Origin of the sequence: Salmonella sp. NW1250, from assembly GCF_051812965.1 — a bacterium.
Lineage (GTDB): Bacteria > Pseudomonadota > Gammaproteobacteria > Enterobacterales > Enterobacteriaceae > Salmonella > Salmonella enterica.
Window position 1 is genome coordinate 249,263 of sequence record NZ_JAMNDD010000005.1, and the last position, 19,097, is coordinate 268,359.

24 protein-coding genes are annotated in these 19,097 nt (G+C 53.9%); 19 read left to right on the forward strand and 5 right to left on the reverse strand.

Features of this window, described 5'->3' with window-relative positions; all coding sequences use genetic code 11:
- Positions 1 to 80: 80 nt before the first annotated feature.
- From yedE to NBA72_RS11215, 3 genes are all read left to right on the forward strand, one after another.
- Positions 81 to 1,286, forward strand: coding sequence for a selenium metabolism membrane protein YedE/FdhT (gene yedE, locus NBA72_RS11205; RefSeq protein ID WP_001531105.1), 1,206 nt, complete (start codon positions 81 to 83; stop codon positions 1,284 to 1,286).
- On the forward strand, positions 1,283 to 1,516 hold the full coding sequence (yedF, locus tag NBA72_RS11210) for a sulfurtransferase-like selenium metabolism protein YedF (RefSeq protein ID WP_000790504.1): 234 nt from the start codon (positions 1,283 to 1,285) through the stop codon (positions 1,514 to 1,516). The genes yedE and yedF overlap by 4 nt, the downstream gene beginning before the upstream one ends.
- 265 nt (positions 1,517 to 1,781) lie before the next feature.
- Positions 1,782 to 2,168, forward strand: a complete 387-nt coding sequence (locus NBA72_RS11215) for a hypothetical protein (RefSeq protein WP_077917566.1) — start codon at positions 1,782 to 1,784, stop codon at positions 2,166 to 2,168.
- A gap of 119 nt (positions 2,169 to 2,287) precedes the next feature.
- Here NBA72_RS11215 and fliE read toward each other — a convergent pair whose 3' ends face one another.
- Positions 2,288 to 2,602: a flagellar hook-basal body complex protein FliE gene (gene fliE, locus NBA72_RS11220; protein ID WP_000719039.1), complete on the reverse strand. Its 315-nt coding sequence runs from the start codon at positions 2,600 to 2,602 to the stop codon at positions 2,288 to 2,290.
- A 216-nt stretch (positions 2,603 to 2,818) separates the two neighbouring features.
- Here fliE and fliF point away from each other — a divergent pair, with 216 nt between their 5' ends.
- The 14 genes from fliF (at position 2,819) to rcsA (ending at position 14,336) form a co-directional block, all read left to right on the forward strand.
- Positions 2,819 to 4,501, forward strand: coding sequence for a flagellar basal-body MS-ring/collar protein FliF (gene fliF, locus NBA72_RS11225; protein WP_001276828.1), 1,683 nt, complete (start codon positions 2,819 to 2,821; stop codon positions 4,499 to 4,501).
- Positions 4,494 to 5,489, forward strand: coding sequence for a flagellar motor switch protein FliG (fliG, locus tag NBA72_RS11230; protein ID WP_042949081.1), 996 nt, complete (start codon positions 4,494 to 4,496; stop codon positions 5,487 to 5,489). Before fliF ends, fliG begins: the two co-directional genes overlap by 8 nt.
- On the forward strand, positions 5,482 to 6,189 hold the full coding sequence (gene fliH / locus NBA72_RS11235) for a flagellar assembly protein FliH (RefSeq protein WP_000064158.1): 708 nt from the start codon (positions 5,482 to 5,484) through the stop codon (positions 6,187 to 6,189). Before fliG ends, fliH begins: the two co-directional genes overlap by 8 nt.
- Positions 6,189 to 7,559 (forward strand): flagellar protein export ATPase FliI, encoded by a 1,371-nt coding sequence (fliI, locus tag NBA72_RS11240; protein ID WP_000213257.1) that lies wholly within the window; start codon positions 6,189 to 6,191, stop codon positions 7,557 to 7,559. The genes fliH and fliI overlap by 1 nt, the downstream gene beginning before the upstream one ends.
- Before the next feature lie 21 nt (positions 7,560 to 7,580).
- On the forward strand, positions 7,581 to 8,024 hold the full coding sequence (fliJ, locus tag NBA72_RS11245) for a flagellar export protein FliJ (RefSeq protein ID WP_023254644.1): 444 nt from the start codon (positions 7,581 to 7,583) through the stop codon (positions 8,022 to 8,024).
- Positions 8,021 to 9,244, forward strand: coding sequence for a flagellar hook length control protein FliK (gene fliK, locus NBA72_RS11250; RefSeq protein WP_042949077.1), 1,224 nt, complete (start codon positions 8,021 to 8,023; stop codon positions 9,242 to 9,244). Before fliJ ends, fliK begins: the two co-directional genes overlap by 4 nt.
- A 104-nt stretch (positions 9,245 to 9,348) precedes the next feature.
- Positions 9,349 to 9,816: a flagellar basal body-associated protein FliL gene (gene fliL / locus NBA72_RS11255; RefSeq protein WP_000132169.1), complete on the forward strand. Its 468-nt coding sequence runs from the start codon at positions 9,349 to 9,351 to the stop codon at positions 9,814 to 9,816.
- 4 nt (positions 9,817 to 9,820) lie between these two features.
- Positions 9,821 to 10,825 (forward strand): flagellar motor switch protein FliM, encoded by a 1,005-nt coding sequence (fliM, locus tag NBA72_RS11260; RefSeq protein WP_000502811.1) that lies wholly within the window; start codon positions 9,821 to 9,823, stop codon positions 10,823 to 10,825.
- On the forward strand, positions 10,822 to 11,235 hold the full coding sequence (fliN, locus tag NBA72_RS11265; protein WP_001282111.1) for a flagellar motor switch protein FliN: 414 nt from the start codon (positions 10,822 to 10,824) through the stop codon (positions 11,233 to 11,235). The genes fliM and fliN overlap by 4 nt, the downstream gene beginning before the upstream one ends.
- Positions 11,235 to 11,612 carry a flagellar biosynthetic protein FliO gene (gene fliO / locus NBA72_RS11270; protein WP_001648874.1) on the forward strand — a complete coding sequence of 126 codons (378 nt, stop codon included), beginning with the start codon at positions 11,235 to 11,237 and terminating at the stop codon, positions 11,610 to 11,612. Before fliN ends, fliO begins: the two co-directional genes overlap by 1 nt.
- Entirely contained in the window at positions 11,612 to 12,349 is a 738-nt protein-coding gene (fliP, locus tag NBA72_RS11275) for a flagellar type III secretion system pore protein FliP (protein WP_001253411.1), read from the forward strand. The genes fliO and fliP overlap by 1 nt, the downstream gene beginning before the upstream one ends.
- Before the next feature lie 9 nt (positions 12,350 to 12,358).
- Positions 12,359 to 12,628: a flagellar biosynthesis protein FliQ gene (fliQ, locus tag NBA72_RS11280; protein WP_000187355.1), complete on the forward strand. Its 270-nt coding sequence runs from the start codon at positions 12,359 to 12,361 to the stop codon at positions 12,626 to 12,628.
- Positions 12,629 to 12,636: 8 nt separating this feature from the next.
- Complete coding sequence (gene fliR, locus NBA72_RS11285; protein WP_000616953.1) at positions 12,637 to 13,431, forward strand: flagellar biosynthetic protein FliR; 795 nt, start codon at positions 12,637 to 12,639, stop codon at positions 13,429 to 13,431.
- Between the two features lie 281 nt (positions 13,432 to 13,712).
- Positions 13,713 to 14,336, forward strand: coding sequence for a transcriptional regulator RcsA (rcsA, locus tag NBA72_RS11290; RefSeq protein WP_000103971.1), 624 nt, complete (start codon positions 13,713 to 13,715; stop codon positions 14,334 to 14,336).
- A 38-nt stretch (positions 14,337 to 14,374) separates the two neighbouring features.
- On the opposite strand, the gene dsrB is transcribed toward rcsA, so the two are convergent.
- Positions 14,375 to 14,569, reverse strand: coding sequence for a protein DsrB (gene dsrB / locus NBA72_RS11295; RefSeq protein WP_042949072.1), 195 nt, complete (start codon positions 14,567 to 14,569; stop codon positions 14,375 to 14,377).
- Positions 14,570 to 14,697: 128 nt separating this feature from the next.
- On the opposite strand from dsrB, the gene yodD reads away from it, so the two are divergent.
- Together yodD and NBA72_RS11305 are read left to right on the forward strand one after the other, a co-directional pair.
- Positions 14,698 to 14,925, forward strand: coding sequence for a YodD family peroxide/acid resistance protein (gene yodD / locus NBA72_RS11300; RefSeq protein ID WP_000844798.1), 228 nt, complete (start codon positions 14,698 to 14,700; stop codon positions 14,923 to 14,925).
- A gap of 309 nt (positions 14,926 to 15,234) precedes the next feature.
- Positions 15,235 to 16,050: a mannosyl-3-phosphoglycerate phosphatase-related protein gene (locus tag NBA72_RS11305; RefSeq protein WP_000948794.1), complete on the forward strand. Its 816-nt coding sequence runs from the start codon at positions 15,235 to 15,237 to the stop codon at positions 16,048 to 16,050.
- On the opposite strand, the gene dgcQ is transcribed toward NBA72_RS11305, so the two are convergent.
- The 3 genes from dgcQ to NBA72_RS11320 form a co-directional block, all read right to left on the reverse strand.
- Positions 16,029 to 17,741, reverse strand: a complete 1,713-nt coding sequence (gene dgcQ / locus NBA72_RS11310; protein WP_001119828.1) for a cellulose biosynthesis regulator diguanylate cyclase DgcQ — start codon at positions 17,739 to 17,741, stop codon at positions 16,029 to 16,031. The two genes, NBA72_RS11305 and dgcQ, sit on opposite strands and share 22 nt — an antisense overlap.
- A 164-nt stretch (positions 17,742 to 17,905) precedes the next feature.
- A complete protein-coding gene (locus NBA72_RS11315; protein ID WP_000232161.1) occupies positions 17,906 to 18,091 on the reverse strand; it encodes a YodC family protein in 186 nt (61 codons plus the stop codon).
- A gap of 76 nt (positions 18,092 to 18,167) precedes the next feature.
- Complete coding sequence (locus NBA72_RS11320; protein ID WP_085920526.1) at positions 18,168 to 19,085, reverse strand: DUF808 domain-containing protein; 918 nt, start codon at positions 19,083 to 19,085, stop codon at positions 18,168 to 18,170.
- Positions 19,086 to 19,097: the final 12 nt, after the last annotated feature.

Genomic DNA, 19,097 nt, shown 5'->3' on the forward strand with positions numbered 1-19,097 from the left:
ATTAGGTGTAGGCAAATTCTGTGATCGGTGTAGTATGCGCACTTCTTGTTTCACACCTTCTGAGTTCAGAGGCTAAACACATGTCATGGCAACACTTCAAGCAAACCTGGTTAATTAAATTCTGGGCGCCGGCCCCTGCGGTGATCGCAGCCGGTATTCTCTCTACCTACTATTTTGGCATCACCGGCACGTTCTGGGCCGTGACGGGCGAATTTACCCGCTGGGGCGGTCAAATTTTGCAGCTTTTTGGCGTTCATGCCGAACAGTGGGGCTACTACAAGCTGATTCATCTGGAAGGTACGCCGCTGACGCGTATCGACGGCATGATGATCCTCGGCATGTTCGGCGGCTGTTTCGCCGCGGCGCTGTGGGCCAACAACGTAAAACTGCGTATGCCGCGCAGCCGAATCCGTATCGTACAGGCGGTGGTCGGAGGCATGATCGCTGGCTTCGGCGCGCGTCTGGCGATGGGGTGTAACCTGGCCGCCTTTTTTACCGGAATCCCGCAGTTCTCCCTACACGCGTGGTTCTTTGCGCTGGCGACCGCTATCGGCTCCTGGTTCGGCGCCCGCTTTACGTTGCTGCCAATATTTCGTATACCGGTGAAAATGCAAAAGGTCTCCGCGGCTTCGCCACTGACGCAGAAACCGGATCAGGCAAGACGGCGTTTCAGGCTCGGTATGCTGGTCTTTATCGGCATGATTGGCTGGGCGTTATTAACGGCAATGCATCAGCCGAAACTGGGGCTGGCGATGCTGTTCGGCGTCGGGTTTGGGCTGCTGATCGAGCGCGCGCAAATCTGCTTTACTTCGGCCTTTCGCGACCTGTGGATCTCCGGACGCGCCCATATGGCGAAAGCGATTATTTTCGGCATGGCGGTCAGCGCCATTGGTATTTTCAGCTACGTGCAGTTGGGCGTTGCACCTAAAATTATGTGGGCTGGCCCGAATGCGGTCATTGGCGGACTGCTGTTCGGTTTTGGCATCGTGCTGGCGGGCGGCTGCGAAACCGGCTGGATGTACCGCGCCGTAGAAGGCCAGGTGCATTACTGGTGGGTGGGCCTCGGCAATGTCATCGGTTCGACCATCCTGGCTTACTACTGGGATGATTTCGCGCCCGCGCTGGCGACCAGTTGGGATAAAGTTAACCTGCTGAATACCTTTGGTCCGCTGGGGGGGCTGCTGGTCACCTACCTGTTATTATTTGCCGCGCTGATGTTAATTATCGGCTGGGAAAAACGTTTTTTCCGCCGTGCGGGGCTGACGCCTGCTAAGGAATCTGTATGAAAAATATCGTCCCTGATTACCGTCTGGATATGGTTGGCGAACCTTGCCCGTACCCGGCGGTCGCCACTCTGGAAGCGATGCCGCAGCTAAAAAAAGGTGAGATCCTGGAAGTGGTGAGCGACTGTCCGCAGTCCATTAATAATATTCCACTGGATGCGCGCAATCACGGCTATACGGTGCTGGATATCCAACAGGATGGCCCAACAATTCGTTATCTGATTCAAAAATAAGCGCATACTCCCGCTGTACGTTACGGCGGGAGACCTTTTTACGGCATAACCGGCAAAAATCTAAAACGCATAAAAGAAATCAGACAAGGTCGTCTTGTGCGCCGTGGCATAAATCTATTATATAACGTATACCGTTTTAATTTTGTTTGAGCCGATGAAAAAACCATGACTATTTTAAGCAAAACATAAAATAATTATTATTTTCCCTCTACGTCATAAAAGACTATCAGGTATTTATATTTTTACTCACTGACATTATCAGGTGATGATTTATTTATGCACAGCAGAAGCCAAAAAAATGATAAAAATTATTTTCATCTCCATTATTGGAGTCGTCTGTCTTGCCGCTGCCCGTTACTCACCCATCACAGTGGTCAATGCACATCCGAGCGCCATTGCCCGCTGTCTCGCTGATAATCTGTCCCCGTATGGGTATATACTGGATCTCCATGAAACAGATATTCCAGGCATTAATAAAGAATTTACCGTGTATTATCGCAACGGCGCATATATTGCAGGAACATTCTGGATTGCAAACTCAATGACAATAGCGTCAGAACGAATAGTAGGAATGAATGGCGTCAGTAAACAGGCGTACCCTATTTTTAATAAGTCCCTGCAACAATGTGCAACCCGCTTATCAATAAAATGAGCGCGCCTCGCAAAAAACAAGCCCACATAATCACGCACTGGTTGCATGGGCGTCGCGTCCCCGTCGCTGACGTAGGTAAGCGCCCGGGAGTCCGCTGCGGATGTGTTGTCAGCCCTGTCTTAAACCTGCATGGACATGACTTCCTGATACGCGGCGACCAGCTTGTTGCGCACCTGAATCCCCATTTGCATAGAGACGGACGCTTTTTGCATATCGGCCATCACGTCATTAAGCGCAATGCCCGGCTCACCCAGAGTGAATTTTTCCGCCTGAACGCGCGCCGCCGTCTGTCTGTCGCTAATACGATCCAGCGCAGCATGTAGCTGGCCGGCAAAACTCACCGTCGACTGCGAGTGCGTTTCTTGCCCGCGCGCGGCCATCGCCGTCGCCTGTAACTGGCTAATAACCCCTTCAATCCCCTGTATTGCTGCCATGCTATTCCCCTGGATGATTTTTTACGCAGCAGAGATTACCAGTTTGTCAATAAGATAAAGGCGTTAAATAACGATAAAAAACCTCGGTTTTTAGCGCATAGAAAAATTCGAAACCACAAATAATGAGACCGTCAATTTTTCGAGTTTGCTGACCCGGGAGTGAGTCTTGTTCCACTTTGCAAAAAACGCCGTCCACGATCAGTCACGAGGTGCGAGATGAGTGCGACTGCATCGACTGCAACCCAACCTAAACCTCTCGAGTGGCTTAATCGCCTACGCGCGAATCCCCGAATTCCGTTAATTGTGGCGGGTTCCGCTGCCGTGGCGATCGTCGTTGCGATGGTGCTGTGGGCCAAAACGCCCGATTACCGCACGCTATTTAGCAACCTTTCCGATCAGGACGGCGGCGCGATCGTCGCGCAGTTGACCCAGATGAATATCCCCTATCGCTTTGCCAATGGCAGCGGCGCGATTGAAGTGCCCGCCGACAAAGTGCATGAACTGCGTCTGCGTCTGGCGCAGCAGGGGCTGCCTAAAGGCGGCGCGGTAGGCTTTGAACTGCTTGATCAGGAAAAATTCGGTATCAGCCAGTTCAGCGAGCAGGTGAATTATCAGCGCGCGCTGGAAGGTGAACTGGCCCGGACGATCGAGACGCTGGGGCCGGTAAAAAGCGCCCGCGTTCACCTGGCGATGCCAAAGCCGTCGCTATTTGTGCGGGAACAAAAATCCCCTTCCGCCTCCGTCACCGTCACACTGGAACCGGGTCGGGCGCTGGATGAAGGACAAATTAGCGCCGTGGTACATCTGGTTTCCAGCGCTGTCGCCGGTTTGCCGCCAGGAAACGTCACTCTGGTCGATCAATCCGGTCATCTACTCACGCAATCCAATACCAGCGGTCGCGACCTTAATGACGCGCAATTAAAATTTGCTAATGATGTGGAAAGCCGCATCCAACGCCGTATCGAAGCCATTCTGTCGCCTATCGTCGGGAACGGTAATGTTCACGCTCAGGTAACCGCCCAGTTGGATTTTGCCAATAAAGAACAGACGGAAGAGCACTACAGCCCGAACGGCGATGCGTCGAAGGCCACCCTGCGTTCACGTCAGTTGAATATTAGCGAACAGGTAGGCGCGGGCTATCCCGGCGGCGTGCCTGGCGCGCTGTCGAACCAACCAGCGCCGCCTAACGAGGCGCCGATCGCCACGCCGCCGACCAATCAACAAAACGCGCAGAATACGCCACAAACCAGCACCAGTACCAACAGTAACAACGCTGGCCCGCGCAATACGCAGCGTAATGAAACCAGTAACTACGAAGTGGACCGCACCATTCGTCACACCAAAATGAATGTGGGCGATATTGAGCGCCTCTCCGTGGCCGTCGTGGTGAATTACAAAACGCTGGCGGATGGCAAACCGCTGCCATTAACCGCCGATCAGATGAAACAGATCGAGGATCTAACCCGTGAGGCGATGGGTTTTTCTGATAAACGCGGCGATACGCTAAACGTGGTGAATTCACCGTTTAGCGCAGTGGATAACACCGGCGGCGAACTGCCCTTCTGGCAACAGCAGTCCTTTATCGATCAGTTGCTCGCGGCAGGTCGCTGGTTGCTGGTGCTGGTGGTGGCCTGGATTCTGTGGCGCAAAGCGGTACGTCCGCAGTTGACGCGCCGCGTTGAAGAAGCGAAAGCGGCGCAGGAACAGGCACAGGTTCGCCAGGAAACCGAAGAAGCCGTGGAAGTACGCCTTAGCAAAGACGAGCAGCTCCAGCAACGCCGGGCTAACCAGCGTCTGGGCGCCGAGGTGATGAGCCAGCGTATTCGCGAAATGTCAGACAACGATCCGCGCGTGGTGGCGCTGGTCATTCGCCAGTGGATGAGTAACGATCATGAGTAATCTTAGCGGTACCGATAAAAGCGTCATTTTGTTGATGACCATTGGCGAAGACCGGGCGGCAGAGGTGTTTAAACACCTCTCCACCCGCGAAGTACAGGCGTTAAGTACGGCGATGGCTAACGTGCGTCAGATCTCCAACAAACAACTGACGGACGTACTATCAGAGTTTGAGCAAGAAGCGGAGCAGTTCGCCGCGCTGAATATTAACGCCAACGAATACCTGCGCTCCGTACTGGTTAAAGCGCTGGGCGAAGAACGCGCCTCCAGCCTGCTGGAAGATATTCTGGAAACGCGCGATACCACCAGCGGTATCGAAACGCTCAACTTTATGGAACCGCAGAGTGCCGCCGACCTGATTCGCGACGAGCACCCGCAGATTATCGCCACCATTCTGGTCCACCTCAAACGCAGTCAGGCCGCCGATATTCTGGCGCTGTTTGACGAGCGTCTGCGTCATGATGTGATGCTGCGTATCGCGACATTTGGCGGCGTACAGCCGGCGGCGCTGGCGGAGTTGACCGAAGTGCTGAATGGCCTGCTCGACGGTCAGAACCTGAAACGCAGCAAAATGGGTGGCGTAAGAACCGCGGCAGAAATTATCAACCTGATGAAAACGCAGCAGGAAGAAGCGGTTATTACCGCTGTGCGCGAATTCGACGGCGAACTGGCGCAGAAAATCATCGACGAGATGTTCCTGTTCGAAAATCTGGTGGATGTGGACGATCGCAGTATCCAGCGTCTGCTGCAGGAAGTGGATTCCGAATCGCTACTGATCGCTCTGAAAGGCGCCGAACAGCCATTACGCGAGAAGTTCCTGCGCAATATGTCCCAGCGCGCCGCCGATATCCTGCGCGACGACCTTGCCAACCGTGGCCCGGTTCGTCTGTCTCAGGTGGAAAACGAGCAGAAAGCGATTCTGCTTATTGTGCGTCGTCTGGCGGAAACCGGCGAAATGGTGATTGGCAGCGGCGAGGATACCTATGTCTAATGAATTGCCGTGGCAAGTCTGGACCCCCGACGATCTCGCCCCGCCGCCGGAGACGTTTGTGCCGGTTGAGGCTGATAACGTGACCTTGACAGACGATACGCCGGAGCCCGAACTCACTGCCGAACAGCAGCTGGAGCAGGAGCTGGCGCAGCTAAAAATACAGGCCCATGAACAAGGTTATAACGCCGGACTGGCGGAGGGACGGCAAAAAGGACACGCGCAGGGATACCAGGAAGGGTTAGCGCAGGGGCTGGAGCAAGGACAAGCCCAGGCGCAGACGCAGCAGGCACCGATTCATGCCCGTATGCAGCAGTTAGTGAGCGAGTTTCAGAACACGCTTGACGCGCTCGATAGCGTTATCGCCTCACGGCTGATGCAAATGGCCCTGGAGGCTGCGCGTCAGGTCATCGGCCAAACGCCGGCGGTGGACAACTCGGCGCTGATTAAACAGATTCAACAACTGTTGCAGCAAGAGCCGCTCTTTAGCGGCAAGCCGCAGTTGCGCGTGCATCCGGACGACTTACAGCGGGTGGAAGAGATGCTGGGCGCCACGCTCAGTCTTCACGGATGGCGGTTGCGCGGGGACCCAACGTTGCATCACGGCGGGTGTAAAGTCTCTGCCGATGAGGGCGATCTGGACGCCAGCGTCGCTACTCGCTGGCAAGAGTTGTGTCGCCTGGCGGCGCCGGGAGTGCTCTGATGACCACGCGCCTGACCCGCTGGCTTACCGCGCTCGACAACTTTGAAGCCAAAATGGCGTTATTGCCGGCGGTGCGTCGTTATGGACGTTTAACTCGCGCCACTGGCCTGGTACTGGAGGCCACCGGTCTCCAGCTTCCGCTGGGCGCCACCTGCATTATTGAGCGCCAGGACGGCCCTGAAACCAAAGAGGTGGAATCGGAAGTCGTCGGTTTTAACGGCCAGCGACTGTTTTTAATGCCGCTGGAAGAGGTCGAAGGCATTCTGCCCGGTGCCCGCGTTTACGCCCGTAACGGGCATGGCGACGGTCTGCAAAGCGGCAAACAGCTACCGCTCGGCCCGGCCCTGCTTGGTCGGGTGCTGGATGGCGGCGGTAAACCGCTCGACGGACTGCCTGCGCCGGATACGCTGGAAACCGGCGCGTTAATCACGCCGCCGTTTAACCCGCTACAGCGAACGCCAATCGAACATGTGTTGGATACCGGCGTACGCGCTATCAACGCGTTGTTAACCGTAGGGCGCGGTCAGCGTATGGGACTCTTTGCCGGTTCCGGCGTCGGTAAGTCGGTTCTGCTTGGCATGATGGCGCGCTACACACGGGCGGACGTGATTGTCGTGGGACTTATCGGCGAACGTGGCCGCGAAGTTAAAGATTTTATCGAAAATATTCTCGGCCCCGACGGTCGCGCGCGTTCGGTGGTGATCGCCGCCCCGGCGGATGTTTCGCCACTGCTGCGAATGCAGGGCGCCGCCTATGCCACCCGCATCGCCGAAGACTTTCGCGATCGCGGACAGCATGTGTTGCTGATTATGGATTCGCTGACGCGCTATGCGATGGCACAGCGTGAAATTGCGCTGGCAATCGGCGAACCGCCAGCCACCAAAGGTTATCCGCCCTCGGTGTTCGCAAAGCTGCCGGCGCTGGTCGAACGTGCCGGTAATGGCATCCACGGCGGCGGCTCTATCACCGCGTTTTATACCGTATTGACCGAGGGGGACGACCAACAAGATCCCATTGCCGACTCGGCACGCGCAATCCTCGACGGGCACATTGTCTTGTCCCGCCGTCTGGCGGAGGCCGGGCACTATCCGGCCATTGATATCGAGGCGTCAATCAGCCGGGCGATGACCGCGCTCATTACCGAGCAGCACTATGCGCGGGTACGGCTATTTAAACAGTTGCTTTCCAGTTTCCAGCGTAACCGCGATCTGGTCAGCGTCGGCGCCTATGCCAAAGGTAGCGATCCGATGCTCGATAAAGCCATTACCTTATGGCCGCAACTGGAAGCGTTTTTACAGCAAGGCATTTTTGAACGGGCCGACTGGGAGGACTCTCTGCAGGCGCTCGATTTAATTTTCCCGACGGTGTGATAAAGCAGGAGGGCGACGATCATGACACAACATGGCGCTCTGGAAACACTCAAAGATCTGGCCGAAAAAGAGGTAGATGACGCGGCGCGTTTACTGGGCGAAATGCGTCGCGGCTGCCAACAGGCGGAAGAACAGCTCAAAATGCTGATCGATTATCAGAATGAGTATCGCAGTAATTTGAACACCGATATGGGCAACGGCATCGCCAGTAATCGCTGGATTAACTATCAGCAGTTTATTCAGACACTGGAAAAGGCGATAGAGCAGCATCGCCTCCAGCTTACGCAGTGGACGCAAAAAGTCGACCTGGCGCTGAAGAGCTGGCGTGAGAAAAAGCAGCGACTTCAGGCCTGGCAAACCTTACAGGACCGACAAACCGCGGCAGCGCTGTTAGCTGAAAACCGCATGGATCAGAAAAAGATGGATGAATTTGCTCAGCGTGCAGCAATGAGGAAACCCGAATGATCACCCTGCCCCAACTGATCACCACCGATACCGACATGACCGCGGGTCTGACGTCAGGAAAAACCACCGGTACAGCCGAGGACTTTCTGGCGCTCCTGGCGGGCGCGTTAGGCGCAGACGGCGCACAGGGCAAAGACGCCCGCATCACGCTGGCCGATTTACAGGCGGCAGGCGGCAAATTATCAAAAGAGTTACTGACCCAACATGGCGAGCCGGGCCAGGCGGTGAAGCTTGCCGACCTGCTGGCGCAAAAAGCGAATGCGACGGATGAAACGCTTACCGATCTGACACAAGCGCAGCATCTACTGTCTACGCTAACGCCATCGTTGAAAACCAGCGCTCTGGCCGCATTGAGTAAAACGGCGCAGCATGATGAGAAAACGCCCGCGCTGAGCGATGAGGATCTTGCCAGTCTGAGCGCCTTATTCGCCATGCTGCCCGGACAACCTGTCGCGACGCCTGTCGCCGGAGAGACGCCGGCTGAAAATCACATCGCCTTGCCGTCACTGTTGCGCAGCGACATGCCATCGGCGCCGCAGGAAGAGACACATACGCTCTCTTTTAGCGAGCATGAAAAAGGGAAAACCGAGGCGTCGCTTGCGCGCGCCAGCGACGATCGCGCCACGGGGCCATCACTGACGCCGCTGGTGGTCGCTGCCGCCGCGACCAGCGCGAAAGTGGAGGTGGATAGCCCACTCGCGCCAGTAACGCATGGCGCGGCAATGCCGACGCTCAGCAGCGCCACGGCGCAACCGCAACCGCTACCTGTCGCCTCAGCCCCGGTACTCAGCGCGCCGTTAGGCAGCCATGAATGGCAGCAAACGTTCAGTCAGCAGGTCATGTTATTTACGCGTCAGGGACAGCAAAGCGCGCAGCTTCGATTGCATCCGGAAGAGTTAGGTCAGGTGCATATTTCGCTCAAGCTGGATGACAATCAGGCGCAGCTCCAGATGGTATCGCCGCACAGCCATGTCCGCGCCGCGTTGGAAGCCGGCCTGCCCATGTTGCGCACTCAGTTGGCGGAAAGCGGCATTCAGTTGGGACAAAGCAGCATCAGTAGCGAAAGCTTTGCCGGACAGCAGCAGTCTTCATCGCAACAACAGTCTTCCCGCGCCCAACATACGGACGCGTTTGGCGCTGAAGATGACATAGCGTTAGCGGCGCCGGCCTCGCTTCAGGCCGCCGCGCGCGGCAATGGCGCAGTGGATATCTTCGCCTAACGCCAGAGGTAGCATGATTATCCGCGTCTTTTCCACGCTTTGTCGTGGACAGGACACGGGATAATCAGCCAATAAGCAGTACCGAAACAGGAAGCCCGTATCAGATGACTGACTCCGCGATTAACAAAAAGAGCAAACGCTCGATTTGGATACCTTTGCTGGTGTTGATTACCCTCGCCGCCTGCGCGACCGCCGGTTATAGCTACTGGCGTATGCAGCAGCAACCGACCACGAACGCTAAAGCGGAACCGGCTCCGCCGCCCGCGCCGGTATTTTTTGCGCTGGATACGTTTACCGTCAATCTGGGCGATGCGGATCGCGTGTTGTATATCGGCGTGACTCTGCGTCTGAAAGACGAAGCGACGCGCGCGCGATTAAATGAATATCTGCCGGAAGTGCGCAGCCGTCTGCTGTTGTTGTTTTCCCGTCAGAATGCCGCCGAGCTCTCAACAGAAGCTGGCAAACAAAAACTGATTGCCGCCATTAAAGAGACGCTGGCCGCGCCGCTCGTTGCCGGACAACCAAAACAGGTCGTCACTGACGTGCTTTATACAGCTTTTATTCTGCGGTAACGATATGGGCGATAGTATTCTTTCTCAGGCTGAAATCGATGCGCTGTTGAACGGCGACAGCGACACCAAAGACGAACCCACTCCCGGTATCGCAAGCGATAGCGATATTCGCCCTTACGATCCCAATACCCAGCGTCGCGTCGTGCGTGAACGCTTGCAGGCGCTGGAGATTATTAACGAGCGTTTCGCACGCCAGTTCCGTATGGGATTATTTAACCTGCTGCGCCGCAGCCCGGATATTACCGTGGGCGCCATACGTATTCAGCCGTATCACGAATTTGCGCGTAACCTGCCGGTACCGACCAACCTGAACCTGATCCACCTGAAGCCGCTACGCGGCACCGGGCTGGTGGTGTTCTCGCCGAGTCTGGTGTTTATTGCCGTCGATAACCTGTTCGGCGGCGACGGCCGTTTTCCGACCAAAGTCGAGGGCCGCGAGTTTACCCATACGGAACAGCGGGTCATCAACCGTATGCTGAAACTGGCGCTGGAAGGCTATAGCGACGCATGGAAAGCCATTAATCCGCTGGAAGTGGAGTATGTGCGTTCCGAAATGCAGGTGAAATTTACCAATATCACCACCTCGCCGAACGATATCGTCGTCAATACGCCGTTTCATGTGGAGATCGGCAATCTGACCGGTGAATTTAACATCTGCCTGCCATTTAGCATGATCGAGCCGCTGCGTGAGCTGTTGGTGAATCCGCCGCTGGAGAACTCGCGCCATGAAGATCAGAACTGGCGTGATAACCTGGTACGCCAGGTTCAGCACTCTGAACTGGAGCTGGTGGCCAATTTTGCCGATATTCCGTTACGTCTTTCCCAAATTTTGAAGCTGAAACCTGGCGATGTACTGCCGATTGAAAAACCCGACCGCATTATTGCTCATGTGGACGGCGTTCCGGTACTCACCAGCCAATATGGCACCGTAAACGGACAGTATGCGCTACGCGTAGAACATTTGATCAACCCAATTTTGAATTCGCTGAATGAGGAACAGCCCAAATGAGTGACATGAATAATCCGTCCGATGAGAATACTGGCGCATTGGATGATCTGTGGGCTGACGCGTTAAACGAGCAAAAAGCGACCACCAATAAAAGCGCCGCCGACGCGGTTTTCCAACAGCTTGGCGGCGGCGATGTCAGCGGTGCTATGCAGGATATCGATCTGATTATGGATATCCCGGTCAAACTGACCGTAGAGCTGGGCCGCACGCGAATGACCATTAAAGAACTGCTGCGTCTGACGCAGGGGTCGGTCGTCGCGCTGGACGGGCTGGCGGGCGAGCCGCTGGATATCCTGATTAATGGCTACCTGATTGCCCAGGGTGAAGTGGTCGTCGTGGCGGATAAATACGGCGTACGTATCACCGATATTATTACGCCATCCGAGCGTATGCGTCGTTTGAGTCGTTAATGATGAAGACAGAGGCCACGGTTTCTCAGCCCACCGCGCCAGCCGGATCGCCGCTCATGCAGGTGAGCGGCGCATTAATTGGCATTATTGCGCTCATTCTGGCGGCGGCCTGGGTGATTAAGCGTATGGGATTCGCGCCCAAAGGAAATAGCGTCCGGGGGCTCAAGGTGTCAGCCAGCGCCTCGCTTGGCCCGCGCGAACGCGTGGTGATTGTCGAGGTCGAAAATGCGCGCCTGGTACTGGGCGTGACCGCCTCGCAGATCAACCTGCTGCACACCCTACCGCCCGCGGAGAATGACACGGAAGCACCCGTTGCCCCACCGGCGGATTTCCAGAACATGATGAAGAACTTACTCAAGCGTTCCGGGAGATCCTGATGCGCCGTTTGTTATTCCTTTCTCTGGCGGGTCTGTGGCTTTTTAGTCCCGCCGCCGCTGCGCAACTGCCGGGGCTTATCAGCCAACCATTAGCGGGCGGAGGCCAAAGCTGGTCATTATCCGTCCAGACGCTAGTTTTCATCACCTCGCTGACGTTTCTGCCGGCGATTTTACTGATGATGACGAGCTTCACGCGTATCATCATTGTTTTTGGCCTGTTGCGTAACGCGCTGGGCACGCCCTCGGCACCGCCAAATCAGGTGTTACTCGGACTGGCGTTGTTTTTGACCTTTTTTATTATGTCGCCCGTCATTGACAAGATTTACGTGGATGCTTACCAGCCGTTTAGCGAGCAGAAAATTTCTATGCAGGAAGCGCTGGATAAAGGCGCGCAACCGTTACGCGCGTTCATGCTGCGCCAAACCCGCGAAGCCGATCTGGCGCTGTTTGCCCGTCTGGCCAATAGCGGTCCGTTACAGGGACCGGAAGCAGTACCGATGCGTATCCTCCTGCCCGCTTATGTCACCAGCGAATTAAAGACGGCATTTCAGATCGGTTTTACGATTTTCATCCCTTTTTTGATTATCGACCTGGTGATCGCCAGCGTATTGATGGCGTTGGGGATGATGATGGTGCCGCCAGCGACAATCGCCCTACCGTTTAAGCTGATGCTGTTTGTGCTGGTCGATGGTTGGCAATTGCTTGTGGGGTCGCTGGCCCAAAGCTTTTACAGTTAGAGGCGCAAAATGACTCCTGAATCCGTCATGATGATGGGCACCGAGGCGATGAAAGTCGCTCTCGCCCTGGCTGCGCCGCTGTTACTCGTCGCGCTGATTACCGGCCTCATTATCAGCATCTTACAGGCCGCGACTCAGATTAATGAAATGACGCTGTCGTTTATCCCTAAAATCGTCGCGGTATTCATCGCAATTATCGTTGCCGGCCCGTGGATGCTCAACCTGCTGCTGGACTACGTACGCACTCTGTTCAGCAATTTACCTTATATCATCGGATAAACAGAACGATGATCCAGGTTACAAGCGAGCAATGGCTATACTGGCTGCATCTCTATTTCTGGCCTTTGCTGCGCGTACTGGCGCTGATTTCAACGGCGCCAATCCTCAGTGAGCGCGCTATTCCCAAGCGGGTAAAACTGGGGTTGGGAATAATGATTACCCTCGTTATCGCGCCGTCGCTACCGGCAAACGATACGCCGCTTTTTTCTATTGCCGCCTTATGGCTGGCGATGCAACAAATTCTGATCGGTATTGCGCTGGGATTTACCATGCAATTCGCCTTTGCGGCGGTGCGTACCGCAGGTGAGTTTATCGGTCTGCAAATGGGGCTTTCCTTTGCCACCTTCGTCGACCCGGGCAGCCACCTGAATATGCCGGTTCTGGCGCGTATTATGGATATGCTCGCCATGCTACTGTTTCTCACCTTTAATGGCCATTTGTGGCTTATTTCGCTGCTGGTCGATACCTTCCATACTCTGCCCATCGGTAGTAACCCGGTGAACAGTAATGCATTTATGGCGCTCGCCAGGGCCGGAGGGCTCATTTTCTTAAACGGACTGATGCTGGCATTGCCGGTCATTACCCTCCTGCTTACGCTCAACCTGGCGCTGGGGCTATTAAACCGCATGGCGCCGCAGCTCTCGATATTTGTTATCGGTTTCCCGCTTACCCTCACCGTCGGCATTATGCTGATGGCCGCGCTAATGCCATTAATTGCGCCGTTTTGCGAACATTTATTCAGCGAAATTTTCAATTTGCTTGCTGATATTGTTAGCGAGATGCCGATAAATAATAACCCATAATTTTTATCCTGTTTTACTAAGGTTTATCCGAAAATAAATTTTAAAAAACATTCACCAGGATATATCCGCTGCCCCTTATTTGTTTTTACTTCACTCACATAACGCAACATTCACTTTACTTTAAGATGATTCCTGGCAAATTATATGTAACTTTACGGGATAGTAAGTTCGCCTGAAAAACCGCGTAAGCGTTGTCTAAGGTGACTATTCGTGTTCCGTCTGATTATGGTGAGTTATTCAGGTAAGGGGAATTATCGTTACGCATTGAGTGAGGGTATGCCATGTCAACGATTATTATGGATTTATGCAGTTACACCCGGCTAGGGTTAAGCGGGTATCTGGTCAGCAGAGGGGTGAAAAAAAGGGAAATCAACGACATCGAAACCGTTGACGAACTCGCTATCGCTTGTGGCGCGCATCAGCCTTCGGTGGTGTTTATTAATGAGGACTGTTTCATTCATACGCCTTCAGACAGTCAACAAATAAAGCAAATCATTAATCAACATCCTGACACGTTATTTATTGTTTTTATGGCAATTGCTAATGTGCATTTTGATGAATATTTGTTAGTAAGAAAAAACTTATTGATTAGCTCGAAATCGATTAAACCTGACTCGCTGGATACCATTCTTGGCGATATTCTGAAAAAAGAGTCGGGTATTTCAGGAACCATAAATTTACCAACATTATCGTTAAGTCGAACTGAATCCAGCATGTTGCGAATGTGGATGGAAGGTCAGGGAACCATTCAGATTTCTGACAGAATGAATATTAAAGCAAAAACAGTATCCTCCCATAAGGGGAATATAAAAAGAAAGATAAAAACGCATAATAAACAAGTGATCTATCACGTAGTGCGGCTGACAGATAACGTCACTAACGGCATTTTTGTTAACATGCGCTGAGATATCCGGACTGGCAATGTACCTCCAGTCCGGCTCAATTAGTCCTGCTCCGCCTTCTCGACAAAAATACCATCCTTGTGACCTGACTCATTGAAGAACCAGATGCCGAGCGGGTAATCCTCCAGCGAAACCAGGTACATTGTGCCTTCACTAAATTCTTCCACTGCCAGTACCACGCCCGGTCGGCGGGGACCGCCGTCCGTTTTAACGGTTACCCGATCATTCACCTTCATCATTTTCCTCCTGTCGCTTTGTGCCAGTGTAGAACAATTTTCTGCGTCTGACAGCGCCTTGCCGGCGTGTTTGCTGGTTTTCTCAACGGTCTATACTTAGGCTGTCAGGAACCCGTGAGGTAGTGAAGATGAAAACGGCAAAAGAGTACAGTGATACGGCCAAGCGCGAAGTGAGCGTCGATGTAGATGCGCTACTGGCGGCCATCAATGAAATCAGCGAAAGCGAGGTTCACCGTAGCCAGGAAGATCCTGAGCGGGTGAGCGTAGACGGACGGGAATATCATACATGGCATGAATTAGCTGAAGCATTCGAGCTGGATATTCATGATTTTAGTGTAACAGAAGTAAACCGTTAAAAATGGCCGAAAAAAATCCCGGCCCTACGGGTCGGGATCAAACTTGCTTATGCAAGAAGCACTTGAAAATTCGTTACACCAGGAAATCTGATGTGAGATTTACCTTATCTGCAATTTTTTTGCATGACAAGTAAATATTTTTTACATGAATGATTAAGCGCGCTAATAGTTTGGTAGCAAAAGTGTGACAACGCATGTGCTGCCTGGAAGCGACGGGATCGGTTCCAGTTAGCGTTCGACTTCTTTCGGGTGTGCTTTAGGACTTTTCCTGGAAATAAGCCCGCCGTTGCAACGGAAAATGAGGAAAAAATGCTCTCAATCCATGACCCCTTGCTGATTTTTACCGATCTGGACGGCACATTGCTGAACAGCCACACTTTTGAGTGGCAGCCCGCGGCTCCCTGGCTTACACGCCTGCATGAAAGCGGCGTGCCCGTGATCCTCTGTAGCAGTAAAACCGCGGCTGAAATGCTCCAGCTCCAGACGACGTTAAATCTACAGGGACTGCCGCTGATTGCGGAAAACGGCGCGGTGATCCAACTGGACGTTCATTGGGAAGACCATCCCAACTATCCCCGTCTGATAGCCGGTATTTCTCACAACGAAATCCGCCTCGTCCTGCATAAATTGCGTGAAAAGGAACAGTTTAAGTTCACCACGTTTGATGACGTTGACGATCAGGTGATAAGCGAATGGACGGGCCTAAACCGGGCACAGTCTGCCCTAACCCGTCTGCATGAAGCGTCGGTGTCGCTGATCTGGCGCGATAGCGATGAACGCATGGCGCAGTTTGTCGCCCGTTTAAATGACCTGGGACTGCAATTTGTCCATGGCGCCCGTTTCTGGCATGTGCTGGACGCCTCCGCCGGTAAAGATCAGGCTGCTAACTGGCTGATAGAAGCATATCGTCGGCAGTGGCGCGCGCGTCCTCTGACGTTGGGGCTAGGAGACGGCCCCAATGATGCGCCTTTACTGGATGTGATGGATTATGCGGTTGTCGTTAAAGGGCTAAACCGGGAGGGCGTACACTTGCGTAACGACGATCCTCAGCGCGTCTACCGTAGCCAGAACGAAGGGCCGGATGGCTGGCGCGAAGGAATGGACTATTTCTTTTCCCGCTCCTGAGTCGCGTCGCTGGCGCAAATACGGTTACGTCCGGACTGTTTGGCGTAATAAAGCCGTTTGTCGGCCAGCGACTGCAACTGCTCAAAATCATAGTCGCCGTATTCCTCCGCGCTACTGATCCCCATTGACGCGCTGATACGAAGCGTCGTGCTTTTCGTCACCAGAATCTCTTTGTCATTAATGCGCTGGCGTATGCGTTCGGCAATCTGCAGCGCCTGCGCTTTCGTCGCGCCGGGCAGCACGATACAAAACTCTTCGCCCCCTACCCGTCCGGCAATGTCGTGCGCTCGAATGGTGCTGCCAATGAGCCCAGCGGCATGGGACAACACGCGATCGCCTGCCTGATGACCAAAGCGATCGTTAACGCTTTTAAAATAATCTAAATCCAGCTGTATCACAGAAAATGGCTGGCGGGCTTCCCGGTAGCGCTTTGCCAGCCTGGACGCTTTTTCAAACAGCGCGCCACGGTTATATAGCCGGGTCAGCGGATCGTGCCATGCCTGCCATTGCAGCGAATTTTGCAGAACAAACATGTTTTTGACCATATGTCGAATAACGCCCCAGGAGATCAACAGCATCGCCGTAAAAAGCACCCATAACAGCGTCAGCGCGATACTAATACTGCCAAAATTCCCTTGTATGCCTTCACGTAATGTATGCACGCGCAGCAGGACGCCATCAAAATGATCCAGCCGCTCCCAGCTTACATAATGCGTTCCTAAACGCAGCCCGCCCAGGGTATCTTTTTCTATTTCACGCGCCAGTAAGGCGCGCTCACGGTCATTTAACGTATTCGCGGTTTGTTGTTCCGGCGCGGAGTCCGTCAACAAACGGAGATGGTTATCGTATAGCTGATATTCCCCTTCAATATCCTTTTCGGCCGCATCGCGCAGGAACCGCTGTAATGACGCGACGGGAATATCCATTGCCAGTACGCCATACCAGTAATTATCGTGATCCAGCGGTAGACTGGCTGTCACTTTTTTCTGCTCGTCAGCAACATAGGGCTGTGCGGAGGTAAACCACCGCACGCCGCGCTGTGGGTTACGCCGTTGGCTTTGCTCGATAAACCAGGGCTGGGTCACGTACTGATAGTAACGGGAGACAATATCGCTACCGTACGCCGTAGGGAGAGTTGAGAGGTAAAACCCTGAGCGAGAAACATACATCGTCTCCAGCGTCAGCATGGCGGATGAGCGCGCCAGACGCGCCAGATACCCTAACTCCAGCGTGGCGGTTAATTCATTTGCCAGGTCACGACTCTCCCGCGAAAGAAGCGTCGTCCGGGCGACAAATTGATCGGAAACGCCATATAACGGCAATGTCCGCCGCTTATCCAACTCCAGTTGCCAGAAATGTCTGACGCGTCGTTGCTCAAACTGCGTCACCGCGCTTTGCAATGCGGAAAAAGCCAGCGGCGCCACCAGCGCTTCATGCATACCGTTGCGTAAAAAGATCAACCTGTCCATGTTGAATTGCAGTTGGCGGTCAAGGACATTCGCGACGCTCCCCAGATGATTGCGCTGACTGGCGACATACGCGTCTTTCAGTATCATCACTTCCCGCCAGGTAAGTAGCGTCGAGAACAGCATCACGATCAGAAAACAGGTGTTGACGACATGACCGGGACCAAAACGCCGCGCCAGCTTTTTAAACCAGCCTTGATTGTCTAACAGTGTTTCGTGCGGCACCCTGGTAACTCCTGGTTATTGATACAACTCCCCCTGATGGCTTACGGTAGCCAGACCTCATCAAGGGATACCACTCAATCCTGGCATAACCAGGTAGCAGCATGTCGCAGCGCGACGACTCTTTTTCTCCACAGCAAAACGCCCGGCATTAACCGGGCGTTTTGTCATCGGGCTTCGTCCCGCACGCGCCTTTCCTTGCCTGGCACGAGCTCATTCTCATGGAATGCCTCCCGCTTTACGCCAAAACCATCATACCAGCGACACTCTACCATTCCGCTGGAATAACCGGTGACGATCATCCGGGGCCCACCCTCTTTCACGGTAACTTCCTCACTGACAGAAAAGACCATACCTGCCTCCTGTATCAGATGAAACGTTTTCACCTTAGACGAGGATGGACAATTTTGCATAATTCATTCTAGAAAATCAGTGCGAAACACCGCGAATTTTCGCCACACCTTTCACCAGCGCCACCACAATGGCGCCGATAATAAAGCCGAGCACCAGATTCAGCCCCGCAGGGATCGTATGCGCCATGAAAGCCCCCTGCTGCTGCGCAAAATGTTCAATGGCATGGTGTAGCGGCGCAATACCGTGTACGACAATCCCGCCGCCGACCAGAAACATCGCCAGCGTACCAACAATGGATAATGCTTTCATTAACCAGGGCGCGATAATCAGTAATCCTTTACCGACGCCCTGCGCCAGCACGCTACGCTTTTCCGCCAGCCAGTACCCCATATCATCCAGTTTAACAATAATACCCACCAGGCCATACACGCCAATAGTCACAACCAACGCAATCCCCGCCAGCACCAACACCTGATTAAGCAGCGGCGCCTGCGCGACAATCCCCAGGGTAATGGCCACAATTTCAGCGGAAAGAATGAAATCGGTACGGACCGCCCCTTTTACTTTATCTTTTTCAAAGGCCAAAGGATCTTGCGCAGCCAGCGCCTCAAGACGTTTTTGCCGCTCCGCCGGGTCTTCTTTGTGTTTTCGCGCCTCAAAGGTATGCAGGACTTTTTCTACCCCTTCAAAGCAGAGAAACGCGCCGCCTAACATTAATAAAGGCGTGATGGCCCACGGGATAAATGCGCTTATCAGCAGCGCCAACGGCACCAGAATAACCTTGTTGATTAATGATCCTTTCGCCACGCTCCATACCACTGGCAGCTCGCGATTAGCGCGAACGCCGGTCACCTGCTGCGCATTGAGCGACAGGTCGTCCCCCAGTACGCCCGCGGTTTTTTTCGCGGCCAATTTGCCCATTACCGAAATATCGTCCAGCAGCGTGGCGATATCGTCGAGTAATGTCAGTAAGCTACTTCCTGCCAAAATGATTTCCTCGGTCTT